The 16,466-nt window shown below is 71.2% G+C and carries 13 protein-coding genes; 9 read left to right on the forward strand and 4 right to left on the reverse strand.

What is annotated here, in order from left to right; all coding sequences use genetic code 11:
* Positions 1-136: 136 nt before the first annotated feature.
* The 3 genes from LGI35_RS28115 to LGI35_RS28125 all read right to left on the reverse strand — a co-directional run bounded on the left by LGI35_RS28115 (position 137) and on the right by LGI35_RS28125 (position 3,106).
* Positions 137-373: an exodeoxyribonuclease VII small subunit gene (locus tag LGI35_RS28115; RefSeq protein ID WP_227297033.1), complete on the reverse strand. Its 237-nt coding sequence runs from the start codon at positions 371-373 to the stop codon at positions 137-139.
* Positions 370-1,617 (reverse strand): exodeoxyribonuclease VII large subunit, encoded by a 1,248-nt coding sequence (gene xseA / locus LGI35_RS28120; protein ID WP_227297034.1) that lies wholly within the window; start codon positions 1,615-1,617, stop codon positions 370-372. Before xseA ends, LGI35_RS28115 begins: the two co-directional genes overlap by 4 nt.
* A 100-nt stretch (positions 1,618-1,717) precedes the next feature.
* Positions 1,718-3,106 (reverse strand): APC family permease, encoded by a 1,389-nt coding sequence (locus tag LGI35_RS28125; protein WP_227297035.1) that lies wholly within the window; start codon positions 3,104-3,106, stop codon positions 1,718-1,720.
* Between the two features lie 98 nt (positions 3,107-3,204).
* Here LGI35_RS28125 and LGI35_RS28130 point away from each other — a divergent pair, with 98 nt between their 5' ends.
* Positions 3,205-4,203: a 4-hydroxy-3-methylbut-2-enyl diphosphate reductase gene (locus tag LGI35_RS28130; protein ID WP_116513438.1), complete on the forward strand. Its 999-nt coding sequence runs from the start codon at positions 3,205-3,207 to the stop codon at positions 4,201-4,203.
* Between the two features lie 30 nt (positions 4,204-4,233).
* A complete protein-coding gene (ppgK, locus tag LGI35_RS28135; RefSeq protein ID WP_227297036.1) occupies positions 4,234-4,983 on the forward strand; it encodes a polyphosphate--glucose phosphotransferase in 750 nt (249 codons plus the stop codon).
* A gap of 145 nt (positions 4,984-5,128) precedes the next feature.
* Here the strand turns inward: ppgK and LGI35_RS28140 are convergent, their stop codons facing one another.
* Positions 5,129-5,800: a DUF6542 domain-containing protein gene (locus LGI35_RS28140; protein ID WP_376222028.1), complete on the reverse strand. Its 672-nt coding sequence runs from the start codon at positions 5,798-5,800 to the stop codon at positions 5,129-5,131.
* Positions 5,801-5,950: 150 nt separating this feature from the next.
* Here LGI35_RS28140 and ychF point away from each other — a divergent pair, with 150 nt between their 5' ends.
* The 7 genes from ychF to LGI35_RS28175 all read left to right on the forward strand — a co-directional run bounded on the left by ychF (position 5,951) and on the right by LGI35_RS28175 (position 16,416).
* Positions 5,951-7,039: a redox-regulated ATPase YchF gene (gene ychF, locus LGI35_RS28145; protein WP_116510423.1), complete on the forward strand. Its 1,089-nt coding sequence runs from the start codon at positions 5,951-5,953 to the stop codon at positions 7,037-7,039.
* Positions 7,040-7,318: 279 nt separating this feature from the next.
* Positions 7,319-7,765: a hypothetical protein gene (locus LGI35_RS28150; protein ID WP_227297037.1), complete on the forward strand. Its 447-nt coding sequence runs from the start codon at positions 7,319-7,321 to the stop codon at positions 7,763-7,765.
* Positions 7,762-8,421, forward strand: coding sequence for a hypothetical protein (locus LGI35_RS28155; protein ID WP_227300553.1), 660 nt, complete (start codon positions 7,762-7,764; stop codon positions 8,419-8,421). The genes LGI35_RS28150 and LGI35_RS28155 overlap by 4 nt, the downstream gene beginning before the upstream one ends.
* A gap of 3 nt (positions 8,422-8,424) precedes the next feature.
* Positions 8,425-13,089, forward strand: coding sequence for a putative T7SS-secreted protein (locus LGI35_RS28160; protein WP_227297038.1), 4,665 nt, complete (start codon positions 8,425-8,427; stop codon positions 13,087-13,089).
* 4 nt (positions 13,090-13,093) lie between these two features.
* On the forward strand, positions 13,094-13,492 hold the full coding sequence (locus tag LGI35_RS28165) for an Imm7 family immunity protein (RefSeq protein ID WP_227297039.1): 399 nt from the start codon (positions 13,094-13,096) through the stop codon (positions 13,490-13,492).
* Between the two features lie 267 nt (positions 13,493-13,759).
* Positions 13,760-14,764 (forward strand): Lrp/AsnC family transcriptional regulator, encoded by a 1,005-nt coding sequence (locus tag LGI35_RS28170; protein WP_227297040.1) that lies wholly within the window; start codon positions 13,760-13,762, stop codon positions 14,762-14,764.
* Between the two features lie 170 nt (positions 14,765-14,934).
* Positions 14,935-16,416 carry an amidase gene (locus LGI35_RS28175; RefSeq protein ID WP_227297041.1) on the forward strand — a complete coding sequence of 494 codons (1,482 nt, stop codon included), beginning with the start codon at positions 14,935-14,937 and terminating at the stop codon, positions 16,414-16,416.
* Positions 16,417-16,466 lie beyond the last annotated feature (50 nt).

Genomic DNA, 16,466 nt, shown 5'->3' on the forward strand with positions numbered 1-16,466 from the left:
GCACACGACAGTACGTCAGTACCGTTTAACTTTCAATCAAAACCGGAAGCTCGTGACCTGCTTCACAAAGTCCCGATCGCCTCCGCCCGGCTGATCACCGCTGCTCGCCCCGCCGGTCGTCCGCAGGTCCCGCCGCTCATCCCTCCTCGTCCGCGCCCCCGTCCGGACCGGACTCCGCCAGCGCCGCGTCCAGGCGCGCCCGCGCCCCGTCCAGCCAGCGCCGGCACACCTTCGCCAGCTCCTCGCCCCGCTCCCACAGCGCGAGCGACTCCTCGAGCGACGTGCCGCCCGCCTCGAGCCGCCGGACGACCTCGATCAGCTCGTCCCGCGCCTGCTCGTAACCGAGCCCGGCCTCGTCGGTCTTCGTGGTCATGCGTTCTCCTGGTTCCCGGTCTCGACCCGTACGTTCCCGTTCTCGACCCGTACGGTGAATTCGCCCTCGGCGACCCGCGCCCGCAGCACCTCGTCCGCCGCCACGTCGTCCGCGGCGCGCACGACGTCCCCGTCGGCCTTCTGCAGCACCGCGTAACCCCGCTTGAGGGTCGCGGCGGGGGACAGGGCCACCACGCGCGCGTGCGTGTGGGACAGCTCCGACCCGGCGCGGTCGAGGAGGTGCCCGAGCGTGCGTCGGCCGCGCTCGGCCAGCGACGTCACCTGCTCCTCGCGCACCTCGATCATGCGGTGCGGGTCCTCCATGACCGGACGGGCGAGGGCATGCCTGAGCCCGCGCTCCTCCCGGTCCACGAACGACTCGACGCTGCGCCGCGCCCGGTCCCGCAGCCCCTGCACCCGCTCGTACTCCTCGCCGACGTCCGGCACGACCTTCTTCGCCGCGTCGGTCGGAGTGGAGGCGCGCAGGTCCGCCACGTGGTCGAGGAGCGGATTGTCCGGCTCGTGGCCGATCGCCGAGACGACCGGCGTACGGCAGGCGGCGACGGCCCGCACCAGCTGCTCGTCCGAGAACGGCAGGAGGTCCTCGACGCTGCCGCCGCCGCGCGCCACGATGATCACGTCGACGTCGTCGAGCGCGTCCAGCTCCTTGACCGCCTGCACGACCTGCGGCACGGCGTGCACACCCTGGACCGGCACATTGCGCACCTCGAAACGGACGGCGGGCCAGCGGTGCCGCGCGTTCTCCAGGACGTCCCGCTCGGCGGCCGACGCGCGCCCGCACACGAGCCCGATGAGCTGCGGCAGGAACGGCAGCGCCTTCTTGCGCTCGGGCGCGAAGAGCCCCTCGACGGTCAGGGTCTTCTTCAACTGCTCCAGCCTGGCGAGCAGTTCACCGACGCCCACCGGTCTGATCTCCGAGGCCCGCAGCGACAGCTGGCCGCGCGGCGCGTACCACTCCGGCTTCGCCTGGACGACGACGCGCGCGCCCTCGCTGACGACGTCCGCGACCGCGTCGAACACCTGCCGGTAGCAGGTGACGCCGACCGAGATGTCGTGCGACGGATCGCGCAGCGTCAGAAACACGACGCCGGCGCCGGGGCGCCGGGACAGCTGGGTGATCTGTCCCTCGACCCACACGGCACCGAGCCGGTCGATCCACCGCCCGATGAGCCGCGACACCTCCCCGACGGGCAGCGGGGCGTCCGCGGACGTATTCACAGCCATGCCGGTGAGCGTAGCCGCACCCACCGACAACGCTCCGTGACGCGAAGGGTGTACGGGGACGGGGCGGGCGCCGGTGCGTGCGCCGCAGCCGGACGCCCCGTCAGACCACCGGCCCGCCCCGCCGCCCCCTCTGCGCCACCAGCACCACGAGCCCCGCCGCCAGCCAGATCGCGCCCACCACCTGGGCCGTGCCCGACGCCTCCACGATCACCGCGACCGTGATGGCCGCGCCGACCACCGGCACGAGCAGATGCCGCCACCAGCTGAAGGTCCCCCCGCCCCGCCGCACCACGAACCAGCCCACCACGCTCGCGTGCAGCAGCACGAACGCCGTGAGAGCGCCGATGTCCACGACCGAGACCAGATGGTCCAGGCCGTCGTCCCTGCGGGCGGCCCAGACCGCCGCGACCAGTGTCACCACCGCCGCGCACAGCAGCGCGACCCGCGGCACCCCGGAGTCCGTCCGCGCCAGCGCCTTCGGCAGCCGCCGGTCGCGGGCCATCGCGAACAGCAGCCGCCCGGCCGCCGCCTGCCCGGCCAGCGCCGCGAACGCCGCGCCGATCGCCTTGCTGACCGCCACCAGGTCGTGCAGCCACCCGCCGACCGACACGTCGATGGCGTCGTAGAAGGCGGACCCCTGCTTGGCCGGGTCCGCGGCGAGCTCCGCCGACGACACCGGTTCGAGGAGCGCCACGAGATACGTCTGCGCGATGAACAGCACACCCGCGAGCGCCAGACAGAACAGCACCGCCCGCGCCACCTTCGCCGAGCCGCCCGTGACCTCCTCCGCGAACGACACGATCGCGTCGAAGCCCAGGTACGAGAGCACGGCGACGGACACCGCGCCGACGACGGCCGACAGCGCGAACGCGCCCTGCGACCCGTCCCCGGTCAGCGGCGACAGCCAGCCGCGCTCCGCCCCGTCGCGTACGAGTACGACGATCGCCGACCCGAGGAACACGAGCAGCACGACGATCTCCATCGCCAGGACCGCGAGGCCGACCCGGGCCGCCGCCCGCACGCCCCACAGGTTCAGGCACGTCGTGATGATCACGGCCAGAGCCGTCCACACCCAGCGCGACACCGACGGCACCAGGGCGTTCATCGCGATCCCGGAGAAGAGATAGGCGACCGCCGGGATGAGGAGGTAGTCGAGCATCGCCATCCACCCGGCGACGAACCCCGGCGCCTCACCGAGCCCCACGCGCGCGTAGGTGAAGACGGAGCCGGCCTGCGGGGCGACCCGCACCATCTGCGCGTAGCTGAACGCGGTGAACGCCATCGCGACCGTCGCGACGACGTACACCAGCGCGACGGCGCCGTGCGACCTGGCGTCGAGCGTGCCGAAGATGCCGACCGGGGCCATCGGGGCGATGAACAGGAGCCCGTAGACGACGAGGTCCCGGAACCCGAGGCTGCGCCGCAGCGTTTCTTCCCCGCCGGGCGGCGGCCCGTCTTCCCCGGCTGGTGGAGCGGTGTGGGCGGACATCGGGCCTCCGTTTGCCGCGCACGGTGTCGCGCACGGGCCTTCAGTCTCGCCAAGCGGTGGATCTTTGACCTGTTGGACACGGCCTTACGATGGTGGGCATGACTGCTACGACTGGCCCCCGCCGCGTCCTGCTCGCCGCCCCCCGGGGCTACTGCGCCGGTGTGGACCGTGCCGTGATCGCCGTCGAGAAGGCCCTCGAGCAGTACGGGGCCCCGATCTATGTCCGCCACGAGATCGTCCACAACAAGTACGTCGTGCAGACCCTGGAGAAGAAGGGCGCGATCTTCGTCGAGCAGACGCAGGAGGTCCCCGAGGGCTCCATCGTGATGTTCTCGGCGCACGGCGTCGCGCCCGTCGTCCACGACGAGGCCGCGGCCGGCAAGCTCGCCACCATCGACGCGACCTGCCCGCTGGTCACCAAGGTCCACAAGGAAGCCGTCCGCTTCGCCAAGGAGGACTACGACATCCTCCTGATCGGCCACGAGGGCCACGAAGAGGTCATCGGCACCTCGGGCGAGGCCCCCGACCACATCACGCTGGTCGACGGCCCCGAGGACGTCGCGAACGTGGAGGTGCGGGACGAGTCGAAGGTCGTCTGGCTCTCCCAGACCACGCTCTCCGTGGACGAGACCATGGAGACGGTCGACGCCCTCAAGAACAAGTTCCCGAACCTGCTCTCCCCGCCCAGCGACGACATCTGCTACGCCACGCAGAACCGCCAGATCGCGGTGAAGAAGCTGGCCGAGGACGCCGAGCTCGTCATCGTCGTCGGCTCCAAGAACTCCTCCAACTCGATCCGCATGGTCGAGGTCGCCCTGGACGCGGGCGCGCCCGCCGCCCACCTGGTGGACTTCGCCGCCGAGATCGACGAGGCCTGGCTGGAGGGCGTCACCACCGTCGGTCTCACCTCCGGCGCCTCGGTCCCCGACGTGCTGGTGGACGGCGTACTGGAGTGGCTGGCCGAGCGCGGTTACGGCGACGTGGAGACCGTGAAGACCGCCGACGAGTCGATCACCTTCTCCCTGCCGAAGGAACTCCGCCGTGACCTGCGCGCGGAGGCCGCGGCGCTCGCGGGGGACGACTCTTCCGAGAAGTGACGTTGAGCCACTCGTCGTAACGTGGTGTCCATGCAGATCTTCGGCGTGGACATCGGCGGATCAGGGATCAAGGGCGCACCCGTTGACCTGGACCGCGGAGACCTGGCACAGGAGCGGTTCAAGGTCCTGACCCCGCACCCGGCCACGCCCGACGGCGTGGCCGACGGCGTGCAGCAGGTCGTGGAGCACTTCGGCACGCGGCCCGACCGGGTCGGCATCACCTTCCCCGGCGTCGTCACGGGCGGCGCCATGATCCGTACGGCCGCCAACGTGGACAAATCATGGATCGACGTCGACGCCCGAGCCCTCCTCGGCGAGCGGCTCGACGGGCTCCCCGTGACGGTCCTCAACGACGCGGACGCGGCCGGCGTCGCCGAGATGCACTTCGGCGCGGGCCGCGGCCGCAAGGGCGTGGTGCTGCTCCTCACCTTCGGCACCGGCATCGGCAGTGCCCTGTTCATCGACGGACAGCTCGTCCCGAACACCGAGCTCGGCCATCTGGAGCTGCACGGCCACGACGCCGAGAAGCACGCCTCGACGAAGGCGAAGGAAGACCACGACCTGAGCTGGGAACACTGGGCGCACCGTGTCCAGAAGTACCTGGCACATGTCGAGATGCTGTTCTCCCCCGAGCTGTTCATCATCGGCGGCGGCGTGAGCCGCAAGGCCGACAAGTTCCTGCCCCTGATCAAGGGCATCAAGGCGGAAATCGTCCCGGCGCAGCTGCAGAACAACGCGGGGATCGTGGGGGCGGCGATGGCGGCGGCGCAGCAGAAGTAGCGGGGGCGGTGGCGCGGGGGACGGGCCGTGCGGCGTGCGACGGGCCGCGCGGCGCCGGACGAGACGCGCTGGGCCGTACGCAGGCGGGTGCGCGGGTGCGCGGGTGCGCGGGGCGCAGGCCGTGCGGCGCCGGAGGACTCGCTACCTAGGCCGTGCGCCGTCGGGGGCGCGGGGCTGACGTCACCTGTTGTCCTGCCGTGCCGGGGGAGCCGGCGCGGGCCTGTGCGAGGGCTCGTCGGCGTGCCGCGCGCCGGGCCATGTGGCGGATGCCGCGCACGGTCACGACGAGTCCGGCGATGAGGGTGCCGCCGTAGAGCCAGCCTGCGTGCATCGCGAGGGCCGTCACCAGCCCCATCACCTGCCCGCCGAACCCGCCCGAACCGTCGGCCACCGGCAGGATCCCGACGGCGAAGCCGATCGGCACGGCGACGGGCGCGCTCACCAGGTCGGCGCGCCGCACCCACATCGCCGTGAGCGTGCTGACCAGCAGGAAGAGCACCCCGTACACGGTGACCGAGCCGTCGAACAGCAGTGCGTCCAGGCAGGCGAGCGCGAACATCGTGGCCGTGCAGAACAGCCCGCTGCCCAGGCCAGTGAGGCGCGGGTCGGGGAAGCGGCGCAGTGTGAGGGCGACCGGTGACGCGGGCCGTGGCGCCGTGCCGCCGCCCTTGCCCGACGCCCGGTACACCGTGCTGGAACCGGACCCGGCGGGTCCGTTGCGTCCGTCGCTGCCGCCCTGCGCCTGCGGCGGGAGCGGGGGCGTGCGGCGGGACGGGTTCTGCGGGGTGCGCGGCTGAGTGCGACGGGGTTGTTCCACCGCACCAACTTAGGTCGGGTTATGTGTGGAATCCGCTCCGGGACACGCCGGTTTCGCCGACCTTGGCCAAGCGTTCGATACGGCGCCGGGGGGTGGTGCGGCACGCCGTAGACTGGGGGTCCTCCATCCTCACGTACGGGAAGTCGCAACGTGTCGCTCACGATCGGAATCGTCGGCCTGCCGAATGTCGGCAAGTCGACCCTTTTCAACGCCCTGACCAAGAACGACGTGCTGGCGGCCAACTACCCGTTCGCCACGATCGAGCCGAACGTGGGCGTGGTCGGTGTCCCCGACCCCCGCCTCGCCAAGCTCGCCGAGGTCTTCAGCTCGCAGAAGATCCTCCCGGCGACGGTCGACTTCGTCGACATCGCGGGCATCGTGCGCGGCGCCTCCGAGGGTGAGGGCCTGGGCAACAAGTTCCTCGCGAACATCCGCGAGTCGGACGCGATCTGCCAGGTCATCCGCGCCTTCAAGGACGAGAACGTCGTACACGTCGACGGCAAGGTCTCGCCCAAGGACGACATCGAGACGATCAACACCGAGCTGATCCTCGCGGACCTCCAGTCCGTCGAGAAGCAGGTCCCGCGCCTCCAGAAGGAGTCCCGCCTCCAGAAGGAGAAGGTCGCGGTGCTCGCCGCGGTCGAGGAGGCGCAGAAGATCCTCGAGTCCGGCACGACGCTCTTCGCCGCGGGCATCACCGCCGGCACGGAGAAGGGCCGCCTGCTCCACGAGCTGCACCTCCTCACCACCAAGCCCTTCCTCTACGTGTTCAACGTGGACGAGGACGAGCTGGTCGACGAGGACTTCAAGAACGAGCAGCGCGCCCTGGTCGCCCCCGCCGAGGCGATCTTCCTGAACGCCAAGATCGAGTCGGAGCTGATCGAGCTCGACGACGACGAGGCGCTCGAACTCCTCCAGTCGATGGGCCAGGAAGAGCCCGGCCTGGCCACGCTCGGCCGCGTCGGCTTCGACACCCTCGGCCTCCAGACGTACCTGACGGCAGGCCCGAAGGAAACGCGCGCCTGGACCATCAAGAAGGGGGCCACGGCCCCCGAGGCAGCCGGCGTCATCCACACCGACTTCCAGAAGGGCTTCATCAAGGCGGAGGTCATCTCCTTCGACGACCTGATGGAGACGGGCTCGGTCGCGGAGGCCCGCGCCAAGGGCAAGGCCCGCATGGAGGGCAAGGACTATGTGATGCAGGACGGGGACGTGGTGGAGTTCCGCTTCAACGTCTGAGCGGGTGAGGTAACACCACGTTGATGACCTGGCGGACATGCAGGTCAAATGGGGTCGGCTCTTGCGGGAGCCGGCCCCTTGCCGTTTCCGTGCCGGGATGGTGCCGGGTGTCCTGATGGGCCGTCATCCATGGGGCTTCGCTGGTGGCGCTGCGAGCGAAGCCGCGAGGTCTTCCCCTGGTCGGGAACGGCATGGGGCAGTGGCCGGGAACCGCCGGATGTGGGTGGGACGTGTTTCCTGGGAAGGCTTGTTGTTGCCGATGCCGGGGGAGGCAATGAAGTGGGGGACGGGACTGCGCTCGCCGAGCAGATCGCTGAGCGGCGGGCCGGGGCGGGTGATCCGCGGGCGCTCCTCGGGGAGCTGAGGCGGGCCAGGATGCTCGTGCCGCTGGACCGGGGCGGGCTGTGGACGGGGCATCTCGGCGGTGTGCGCTGGGTGTTCGCGTTCACCGGGGAGGAGGCCCTGGCCCGCTTCGCGCAATCGCGGGCGCGGGAGTCCGGGAGCTCCCAGGACTGCGCGCGGCCCTGGGAGTTCGCCGAACTGCTCGGCGCCCGGCTGCTCGACGAGATCGTCCCGGCGATGGGTGAACCCGCGGGCCTCGCCGTCGACGTGGCGGACCCAGACGGGTCCATGCTCTTCCCGCCTGCCATGGGCATCGTTCCGGACGAAGTAGCCGTCGACACACCGGACAAGCTCGCCGGCGGGACCGCAGGGGGTGCCCTCTGATGGGCGACGGGGCGAAGGATCTCGGTGTCGATCACTTCACCGTCCAGCGGCTCACTCAGGGCATAGGTGACGCGATCGGTGAGCTGAAGGAGATCGGCACGAGCACCGGAGGGGTGCTCGGCAAGGGCTTCTCCGAAATGGCGATGACCGGCATGGAAGCCGGGCACCACGGCCTGTCCGTGGACTTCGAGGACTTCTGCGAGCGGTGGGAATGGGGCGTGCGGGCGCTGATCCAGGACGCCAACACCATCGCGGCGAAGCTCGGCCTGGCCGCGGGCGTGCTGTGGGAGGAGGACCGGTACGTCGAGAGCGCGTTGAAGTACGGCGTCAACTCGCTCGCCGGCGGCAGCCCGTACGCCTCCGAGGAGGACATCGCCAAGCAGGACTGGGGCGACGTGTTCACCCCGGACGCGCTGAACCCGGACTGGAGCGCCGAGTCGTGGGACCGCGCCGGTGACGAGATGGGTCAGACCTGGAAGGACACCGGGCGCGCGCTGGTCACCGAGGGGCAGGGCGGCGAACAGTCGCGCAGGCTCAACGAGCTCTTCGGCATCGACCAGGAACAGTTCGACAAGGCCGTCGACGACACCTTCGGGCCGTCGCCCGAGGAGCGGGCCCAGCAGCAACAGCAGCAGAACGAAGCCGGGGGGAACTGACGTATGGGCATCGGGGACATCGTCAGTGACCTCACGCCGGATGTCGTCGAGGACGCGGTCGAGGACGGCGTCGAGTGGGCCGGAAACCGGGTCGAGGACGCCGGCGACTGGACGGCGGACCGGCTCGATGACGTCGGCTGGGAGTCCGGTGCGGACTGGGTGCGCGAGAAGTCGCGTTCCCTGGCGAACCGGATGGGTGCCGAGGTCGACGAGATGGACCTCGGGCAGACCGAGGACAAGACCAAGCTCATCTACGGCTCGCCGGGCAAGCTGCGCTCCACCGCCTCCCACCTGCGTGACTTCACGGATTCGTTCAACGACGTCGGGCTCGGTCTCGAAGGGCTCGAGTCGGACTCGCTGCAGGGTGAGGCCGCGGACGCGTTCCGTAAGACGGTGAAACTGGAGCCGCGCAAGTGGTTCAAGGGCGCGGACGCGTTCGAGGAGGCGACGAAGGCGCTGGAGTCGTTCGCGGACACGGTGACCTGGGCGCAGGGCCAGGCGCAGGCCGCGATCGACAAGTGGAAGGCAGGCACGAAGGCCTCGGCGGACGCCGTGGACGCGCACAAGAAGAAGGTCGACGGCTACAACGACGCGGTCGACAAGTACAACGCGATGCCCGCCGACAAGCGTGATCCCGCCACCCTGCCGCCGAAGCCGGGCGAGTTCTCCGACCCCGGCAAGGGGAAGATGCAGGAGGCGCAGGAGATCCTCGCCGAGGCGCGCAAGCAGCGGAACTCCGCCGCCGAGACCGCCCGCAAAGCCGTCCAGAAGGCCCGGGACGCGGCCCCGCCCAAGCCTTCCTACAGCGAACAGCTGCAGGACGGGCTCGACGAGTACGAACTGATGAAGACCCACTTCACCATGGGCGTGGTCAAGGGCACCGCGGGCCTCGTGAACTTCGTCCGGGGCCTCAACCCGATGGACCCGTACAACATCACGCATCCCGCCGATTACGTGATGAACCTCAACAGCACCGTCGCCGGACTCGTCCAGGTCGCCAACGACCCCTGGGGCACCGGCAAGCAGATGCTGGACAACTTCATGAAGGACCCGGCGGAAGGGCTCGGCACGATGGTGCCGGACGCGATCCTCACCGCCGCGACGGGTGGCGCCGGAGCCGCCGCGAAGGGCGCGAGGCTCACGGACGAGCTCGCGGACGCCGCCAAGGCGCGCCGTGCCAAGAGGCTCAGGGAGACCGTCCGCAGGCCCGACGGCAAGCGGTGCGGCCGTGAGCCCGTCGACTTCGCGACCGGCCGCATGTTCCTGCCACAGGAGGACGTGCTGCTGCCGGGCAGCCTGCCGCTGCTGTTCCGCAGGGACTTCGAGTCCTCGTACCGGGCCGGCCGCTGGTTCGGCGAAAGCTGGTCGTCGACGATCGACCAGCGCCTGACCGTCGACCCGATCGGTGTCGTCCTCCACGGTGAGGACAACCTGCTCGTCCCGTATCCGCACCCTGCCCCCGGCACCCCGGTGCTCCCCGAGGCGGGACCGCGCCGGCCGTTGGAGCGGCATGCCGACGGCAGCTACACGCTCACCGACCCGGACACGGGCACCGTCCGGCACTTCCTCGCCCCGCCCGGAACCGAGCCGGGTGACAACGGCACCGCGCCGCTCGCCGAGATCGCCGACCGGCACGGGCGCACGATCATCGCCGAGTACGACGAGGAGGGCGCCCCGCTCGCCCTCACCCACTCGGGGGGCTACCGCCTCACGTTCACCACGGAGAACCGCCGGATCACTTCGCTGAGCCTCGACGGCACCGAGATCGCCAGGTACGGATACAGCGAGGAAGGCCATCTCACCGAGGTCACCAAGTCCTCCGGCGTCCCCACCCGGTTCGCCTACGACACCGAAGGCCGCATCACCGCCTGGACCGACACGAACGGCTCCAGTTACAGCTTCGTGTACGACGACAACGACCGGTGCGTGTCCCAGACCGGTGCCGAGGGGCACCTGGCCTCGGAGTTCCACTACAGCGACCCGCACCCCGACACGGGCCTGACCACCACCACGGTCACCGACTCCCTCGGCCACACCTGGCGCTACACGGTCAACAGCCACCTCCAGGTCGTCGCCGAGACCTGGCCCACGGGCGCGACGATCCGGTACGCCTACGACCGCGACGACCGGCTGCTGTCCCGTACCGAACCCCTCGGCGCGCGCACCGAGTTCCGCTGGGACGACGAGGGCCGTCTCGTCTCGACGACCCGTCCCGACGGCAGCGTGCAGACGGCGGCCTACGACGGTGACGGCCGCCCGGTCGAGCTGGTCGAGCCGGGCGGGCTGCGCTGGAAGCAGGAGTTCGACGAACGCGGCAACCGGGCCTCGGTCACCAACCCCGCCGGGCGCACCACCCACTACACCCACGACGCGCTCGGCCACGTCACCTCCGTCACCGATCCGCTCGGTGCCACGACCCTGCTGCGCCACAACGCCGCAGGCCTTCTCCTGGAGCAGACCGCCCCGGACGGCGGCCGCACGTCGTACGTGCGGGACGCCTTCGGCCGGATCACAGAGCGCACCGGACCCAGCGGCGCCGGCGCCCTCTTCGAGTGGACCCCTGAGGGCCGGCTCGCGCGGTTGACGGGCCCGGACGGCGCCGTGGAGTCGTGGACGTACGACGGCGAGGGCAACTGCGTCCGCCACACCGACCCCGAGGGCGGCACCACGGCCTTCGAGTACACCCACTTCGACCTGCTCACGGCCCGCACCGACCCCGACGGCACCCGCCACGAGTTCACGCACGACACCGAGCTGCGCCTCACCGAGGTCCGCAACCCCCTGGGCCTGCGGTGGAGTTACACCTACGACCCGGTCGGCAGCCTCGTCGCCGAGACCGACTTCGACGGCCGGACCCTCGCCTACGACGTCGATCCGCTCGGCCGGGTGCTGACCCGTACCACCCCGCTCGGCGCGGCCGTCCGCTACGAGCGGGACCTGCTCGGCCAAGTCGTCCGCAAGGACAGCGGCGGCGCCGTGACCACGTACGAATACGACCCCGCGGGACGGCTGCTGCGGGCCGTCGGACCCGACGCGGAGCTGACGTACGCGTACGACCGCAGGGGCCACGTCAAGACCGAGCTGACCGACGGGCGTGCGCTGTCGTTCTCGTACGACGCGGCCGGGCGTCGCACCCGGCGCGTCACCCCGGGCGGCCATGTCACCTCGTACACGCACGACAGCGCAGGCCGTGCCGCCGCGCTGACCGTCGCGGGCCACGACATCGTGTTCACGCGTGATGCCGCGGGGCGCGAGCTGACCCGCAGCGTCGGACGGACGCTGACGCTGACGTCGGACTGGGACGACGCCGGCCGGCTCACCGCTCAGGAGATCGCTCGCGGCGGCCACCGGCTGAACCTGCGGACGTACGCGTACCGCGAGGACGGCCATCTCGTCGCGGCCGACGACGCCCTGCGCGGCCCGCGCCGCTTCGGCCTGGACGCGACGGGCCGGGTCACCGCCGTCACGGCCGACGGGTGGAGCGAGTCCTACGCGTACGACAGCGGCGGCAACAACATCTCCGCCGCCTGGCCGGACCGCCACGCCAGTGGCGACGCGCGCGGCGAGCGCTCCTACACCGGCACCCGGATCACGCAGGCCGGGGCCAACCGCTACGTGTACGACGACGCCGGTCGGCTGATCCGCCGCTCGAAGACCCGGCTGTCGAAGAAGCGAGACGTGTGGACGTACGCGTACGACGCCGAGGACCGGCTCACCGAGGTCACGACCCCGGACGGCACTGTGTGGCGCTACCGGTACGACCCGCTCGGCCGGCGCGTGGCCAAGGAGCGGATGGCGGCCGACGGCGAGGCGGTGGCCGAGCGCACGCGCTTCGTCTGGGACGGTCCCGTGCTCGCCGAGCAGACCACGGAGTTCCCCGGCGAGCTGCCTCACCACACCACGCTGAGCTGGGACCACGAGGGCCTGACCCCGGTCGCCCAGACCGAACGGCTCACCGACGCGGCCACGCAGCGGGAGGTCGACGCGCGGTTCTTCGCGATCGCGACCGACCTCATCGGCACCCCGACCGAGCTCATCGACGAGGACGGGCGCATCGCCTGGCAGAGCCGCACCACGCTGTGGGGCATCACGACGTGGAACGCCGACGCGTCCGCGTACACGCCGCTGCGGTTCCCCGGCCAGTACTTCGACCCGGAGACCGGCCTCCACTACAACCACCACCGCTACTACGACCCGCAGACCGCCCGATACACCACGCCCGACCCGCTGGGCCTCGCGCCCGCGCCCAACCCGACGGCGTACGTGCACAACCCGCACCGGTTCAGCGATCCGCTGGGCCTCGCGCCGTACGAGGACAACGGAGGGCTCGGCGAACTCCACGAGGTCAACAAGCCCGACCCCGACGCGGACAAGCTGGCCGAGAAGCTCGGCGGAGAGCCCCGCAGGAGGTTCGCGAACGACCCGGACGGACGTGAGTTCGACGCGATCAGCGACGAGTACGTGGCCCAGGCGAAGCCCGCGGACTTCACCCTGAACAAGAAGTTCCGCAAGCAGGCGCAAGCCACGTTCGAGGCGGCGATCCAAAGTGGCCGCACTCCGTACTTCCAGTTCGACGGACCGCCCGGGCCAGGCGTGATCGATAAGCTCCAGGAATACGGGCGCCGGTACGGCGTCGAGCCGGTGATCGACACGACTCCGCTGGAGTGAGGGCATGTACGAGTTCCATGGTTGGTTCGGTATCTCCGAGGACCCGTACGAGGACGACGCGCAGTCTCTGAGGTCGGGTGTCGAGGAGCTGCGCGCACGGATCGACGCGGTCCAGTGGTCCTCCAGCTGCAAGGTCGTGCTCGACGTCTTCAACGGGCTGCCCGTCGTCACCGCCGCCGGCCAGACCAACCACAAGGGCTACGAAGCCGAGCAGCTGGACGAACTGGTGGCGTACATAGCGCGCCGCTTCCCCGGCGCATGGGGGCTGCTCCACGACCGCTCCGACGAGAACGACATCCCGAACGCAGACAACGCGTTCCGGGTGCGCGTCATGCGCAGGGGGGCCGTCGAGGAGCGCCTCGATCCCTTCCTGTCGCCGTGCAATCCGGTGATCGAGGACTGAACCCTACGAGGCGTGCCGGGAGCCTCCCGGGCGAGGGGCCGGACCATCACACACTGTCCGGCCCCTCGCACTTCTGGCGTCCGCGCCTTCTCCGGCGGATGGTCCGCTCTGCCGTCCCGAGGCCGTCCAGCTGCGCAGCGACGTGCTCACTCGCAGGTCATCCAGGGTCCGCCTCTTCGGGGGCCTTGGGTCGTTGTCCGGACGGGTGTGAGTGCCGGGCCCCGGTCCCGATCTGCCCCGCCACCCCCGCTCGTTATGGTCGGTCCTGTGACGCACCCAGTACCGGCCGCCCCGACCACCGCCGCGAACGCCCCCGCCCCCCTGGATCCCCTCGACCGGCGCATCGTCGCCGCCCTGCAGATCGACGGGCGGGCGTCGTGGCGGCGGATCGCGGGCGCGATCGGGCAGCCCGAGCGGAAGGTGGCGCGGCGGGGGCTGCGGTTGCTGGAGAGCGGGGACGTGGCCGTGCGCGGGCTCGTCGTGCGGGGCGAGACCGTGATCCTGCGGATGACCTGCCGGCCGGGGTCGGTGCGGGACGCGGCCGTGGCGGCCGCCCGGCGCGCGGACTGCATCTTCTCGTACGCGCTCGCGGGACCGGTCGACTGTGTGGCCGAACTCCAGTTTCCGCAAGGGCAGTTGGGGCCGCTGATGCTCGACGAGGTGCCCGCGCTGCCCGGTCTCCTCTCGCAGAGCGTGTCGCCGGTGCTGCGGTACTTCAGGACCGTGCACGAGTGGTCGCCGGGGATCCTCGACGCCGGGGAGATCGAGGCGCTGGGTGGCCCGTCCGGGACCGTCGACGAGATCGGGCTCCCGGATGTCGAGGTCGGGCCCGAGGAGTGGGCGATTCTGGGGGCGCTCGCCGAGGACGGGCGGCGGACCCACGAGGACCTGGCCGCCGTCGCCGGTGTCTCCGTGGCGACCGCCCGCCGCCGCGTCGAGACGCTGACCCGCGACGGGCACGTGAGCATCCGGGCCGCCGTCGAGCCCGCGCTGCTCGGCCTCCCGGTCGAGGCGCTCCTGTGGATCAGGACCCGGCCCGACGAGGTCGAGAAGGTGGGCCGGCTGCTCGTCGATTCGCCGCTCGTGCGGTACGCCGCCGTGGTCATGGGTGAGCACCAGCTCCTGGTCGACGTGACGCAGCCGTCGAAGGCCGCGCTGTACGAGTTCCTGACGTCCTCGCCCTGGGTGCGGCATGTGGAGGCCGTGCAGTCGCATCTGGTGGTCGACGCGTTCAAGCGCAGCGGGGTGGAGTTCCCGACGTCCAGCCGCTGACGTTCGTAATGCGACTGAAATCTTCATAGTCGTGAGGCTCGCGTCTTAAAAGTTCATACATCTTTAGGTGTTGACTGAAAACGTCAGCGCCTTCAGTGTGGTGCAGCACACGCGTCGCCGATCCCGCCTCCGGTCGGCCGCGCCTCTCTGCCTGCTGCCCTAGGACTGCCATGCCCGTTTCCACCGGTCCCGCCGACTCCGGCCACGCCGCCCCCGGCCCCGCCGATTCCGCTCCCGCGGCGGACGAACTCTGTGTCCTCGACGCCGTCGACCTCGCGGCGCGCGTCCGTCGCGGTGAGCTGTCGGCCCGCGAGGTCGTCCAGGCTCACCTCGACCGCATCGAACGCCTCAACCCCGCCCTCAACGCGATCGTCACCCTGGACCCCGAGGGCGCCCTCGCCGCGGCCGCCGTCGCCGACGAGCGTCAGGCGCGCGGTGAGGAGCTCGGGCCGCTGCACGGTCTGCCCATCGCGTTCAAGGACACCCACCTCACCCGCGGCATGCGCACCACCCACGGCTCGCCCCTCTTCGCCGAGCACGTCCCCGACGAGGACGAGCTGCTCGTGCGGCGCATCCAGGACGCGGGCGCCATCCGCATCGGCAAGACCAACGTCCCCGAGTTCGCGGCCGGTTCGCACACCTTCAACCCCGTCTTCGGCGCGACCAGGAACCCGTACGACACGAAGCGGTCGGCGGGCGGCAGCAGTGGCGGGGCCGCGGCCGCGCTCGCCGCCGGGTTCCAGCCGCTCGCCGACGGCAGCGACATGGGCGGTTCCCTGCGCAACCCGGCGTCCTTCTGCAACGTCGTCGGCCTGCGACCCACCCCCGGCCGCGTCCCCTCGCACCCGGCCGGCAACCTGTGGGAGACCCTCGCCGTCGCCGGGCCCATGGGGCGCACCGTCGCCGACACCGCGCTGCTGCTGTCCGTCATGGCCGGGCCCGACCCGCGCGTCCCGATCTCCCTGGAGGGGCCGGGCGCCGCCTTCCGCGCACCGCTCGGGCGGGACGCGGCCGGGCTGCGGGTGGCGTTCGCGCCCGACCTCGGAGGGCGGGTCGCCGTCGACCGCGACGTGCGCGACGTCTTCGAGCGGCAGGCCGAGGTCTTCGAGGAACTCGGCTGCGTCGTCACCGAGGACTGCCCCGACCTGGACGGTGCCGAGGACGTCTTCCGCACGCTGCGCGCCCAGGAGTTCAACCAGGGGCTCGGCGCGCTCCTCGACAGCGACCGCGCCTCCCTGAAGGACAGCCTCGTCTGGAACATCGAGGAGGGGCGACGCCTGACCGGCGCCGACCTCGCCCGCGCGACCGCCGAGCACGCCCGCATCCACCTCGCGGCCGTCGGCTTCTTCGAGCGCTACGACGTACTGGTCGCGCCCGTCAGCCAGGTCACCCCCTTCGCGGTGGAGGCGGAGTACCCGACCGTCATCGACGGGCAGCCGCAGCACACCTACCTCGACTGGATGCGCTCGGCGTACTTCCTCTCCGTCCTGGGCGCACCCGCCCTCTCCGTACCGGCCGGCTTCACCGGAGCCGGGCTCCCCGTCGGGCTCCAGATCGTCGGCCCGCCCCGCGCCGAGCGGACCGTGCTCGAGGTCGGTGCCGCCTACGAGGCCGCCACCGGGCACGGACGCCGTCGCCCCTCCCTCTCGTAGCCCTCCCTCCCATAGCCCCACCTCCCGTTGCCGCACCCTCCGCAGTCGTA

It is taken from the genome of Streptomyces longhuiensis (genome assembly GCF_020616555.1).
Classification (GTDB): Bacteria; Actinomycetota; Actinomycetes; order Streptomycetales; family Streptomycetaceae; genus Streptomyces; species Streptomyces longhuiensis.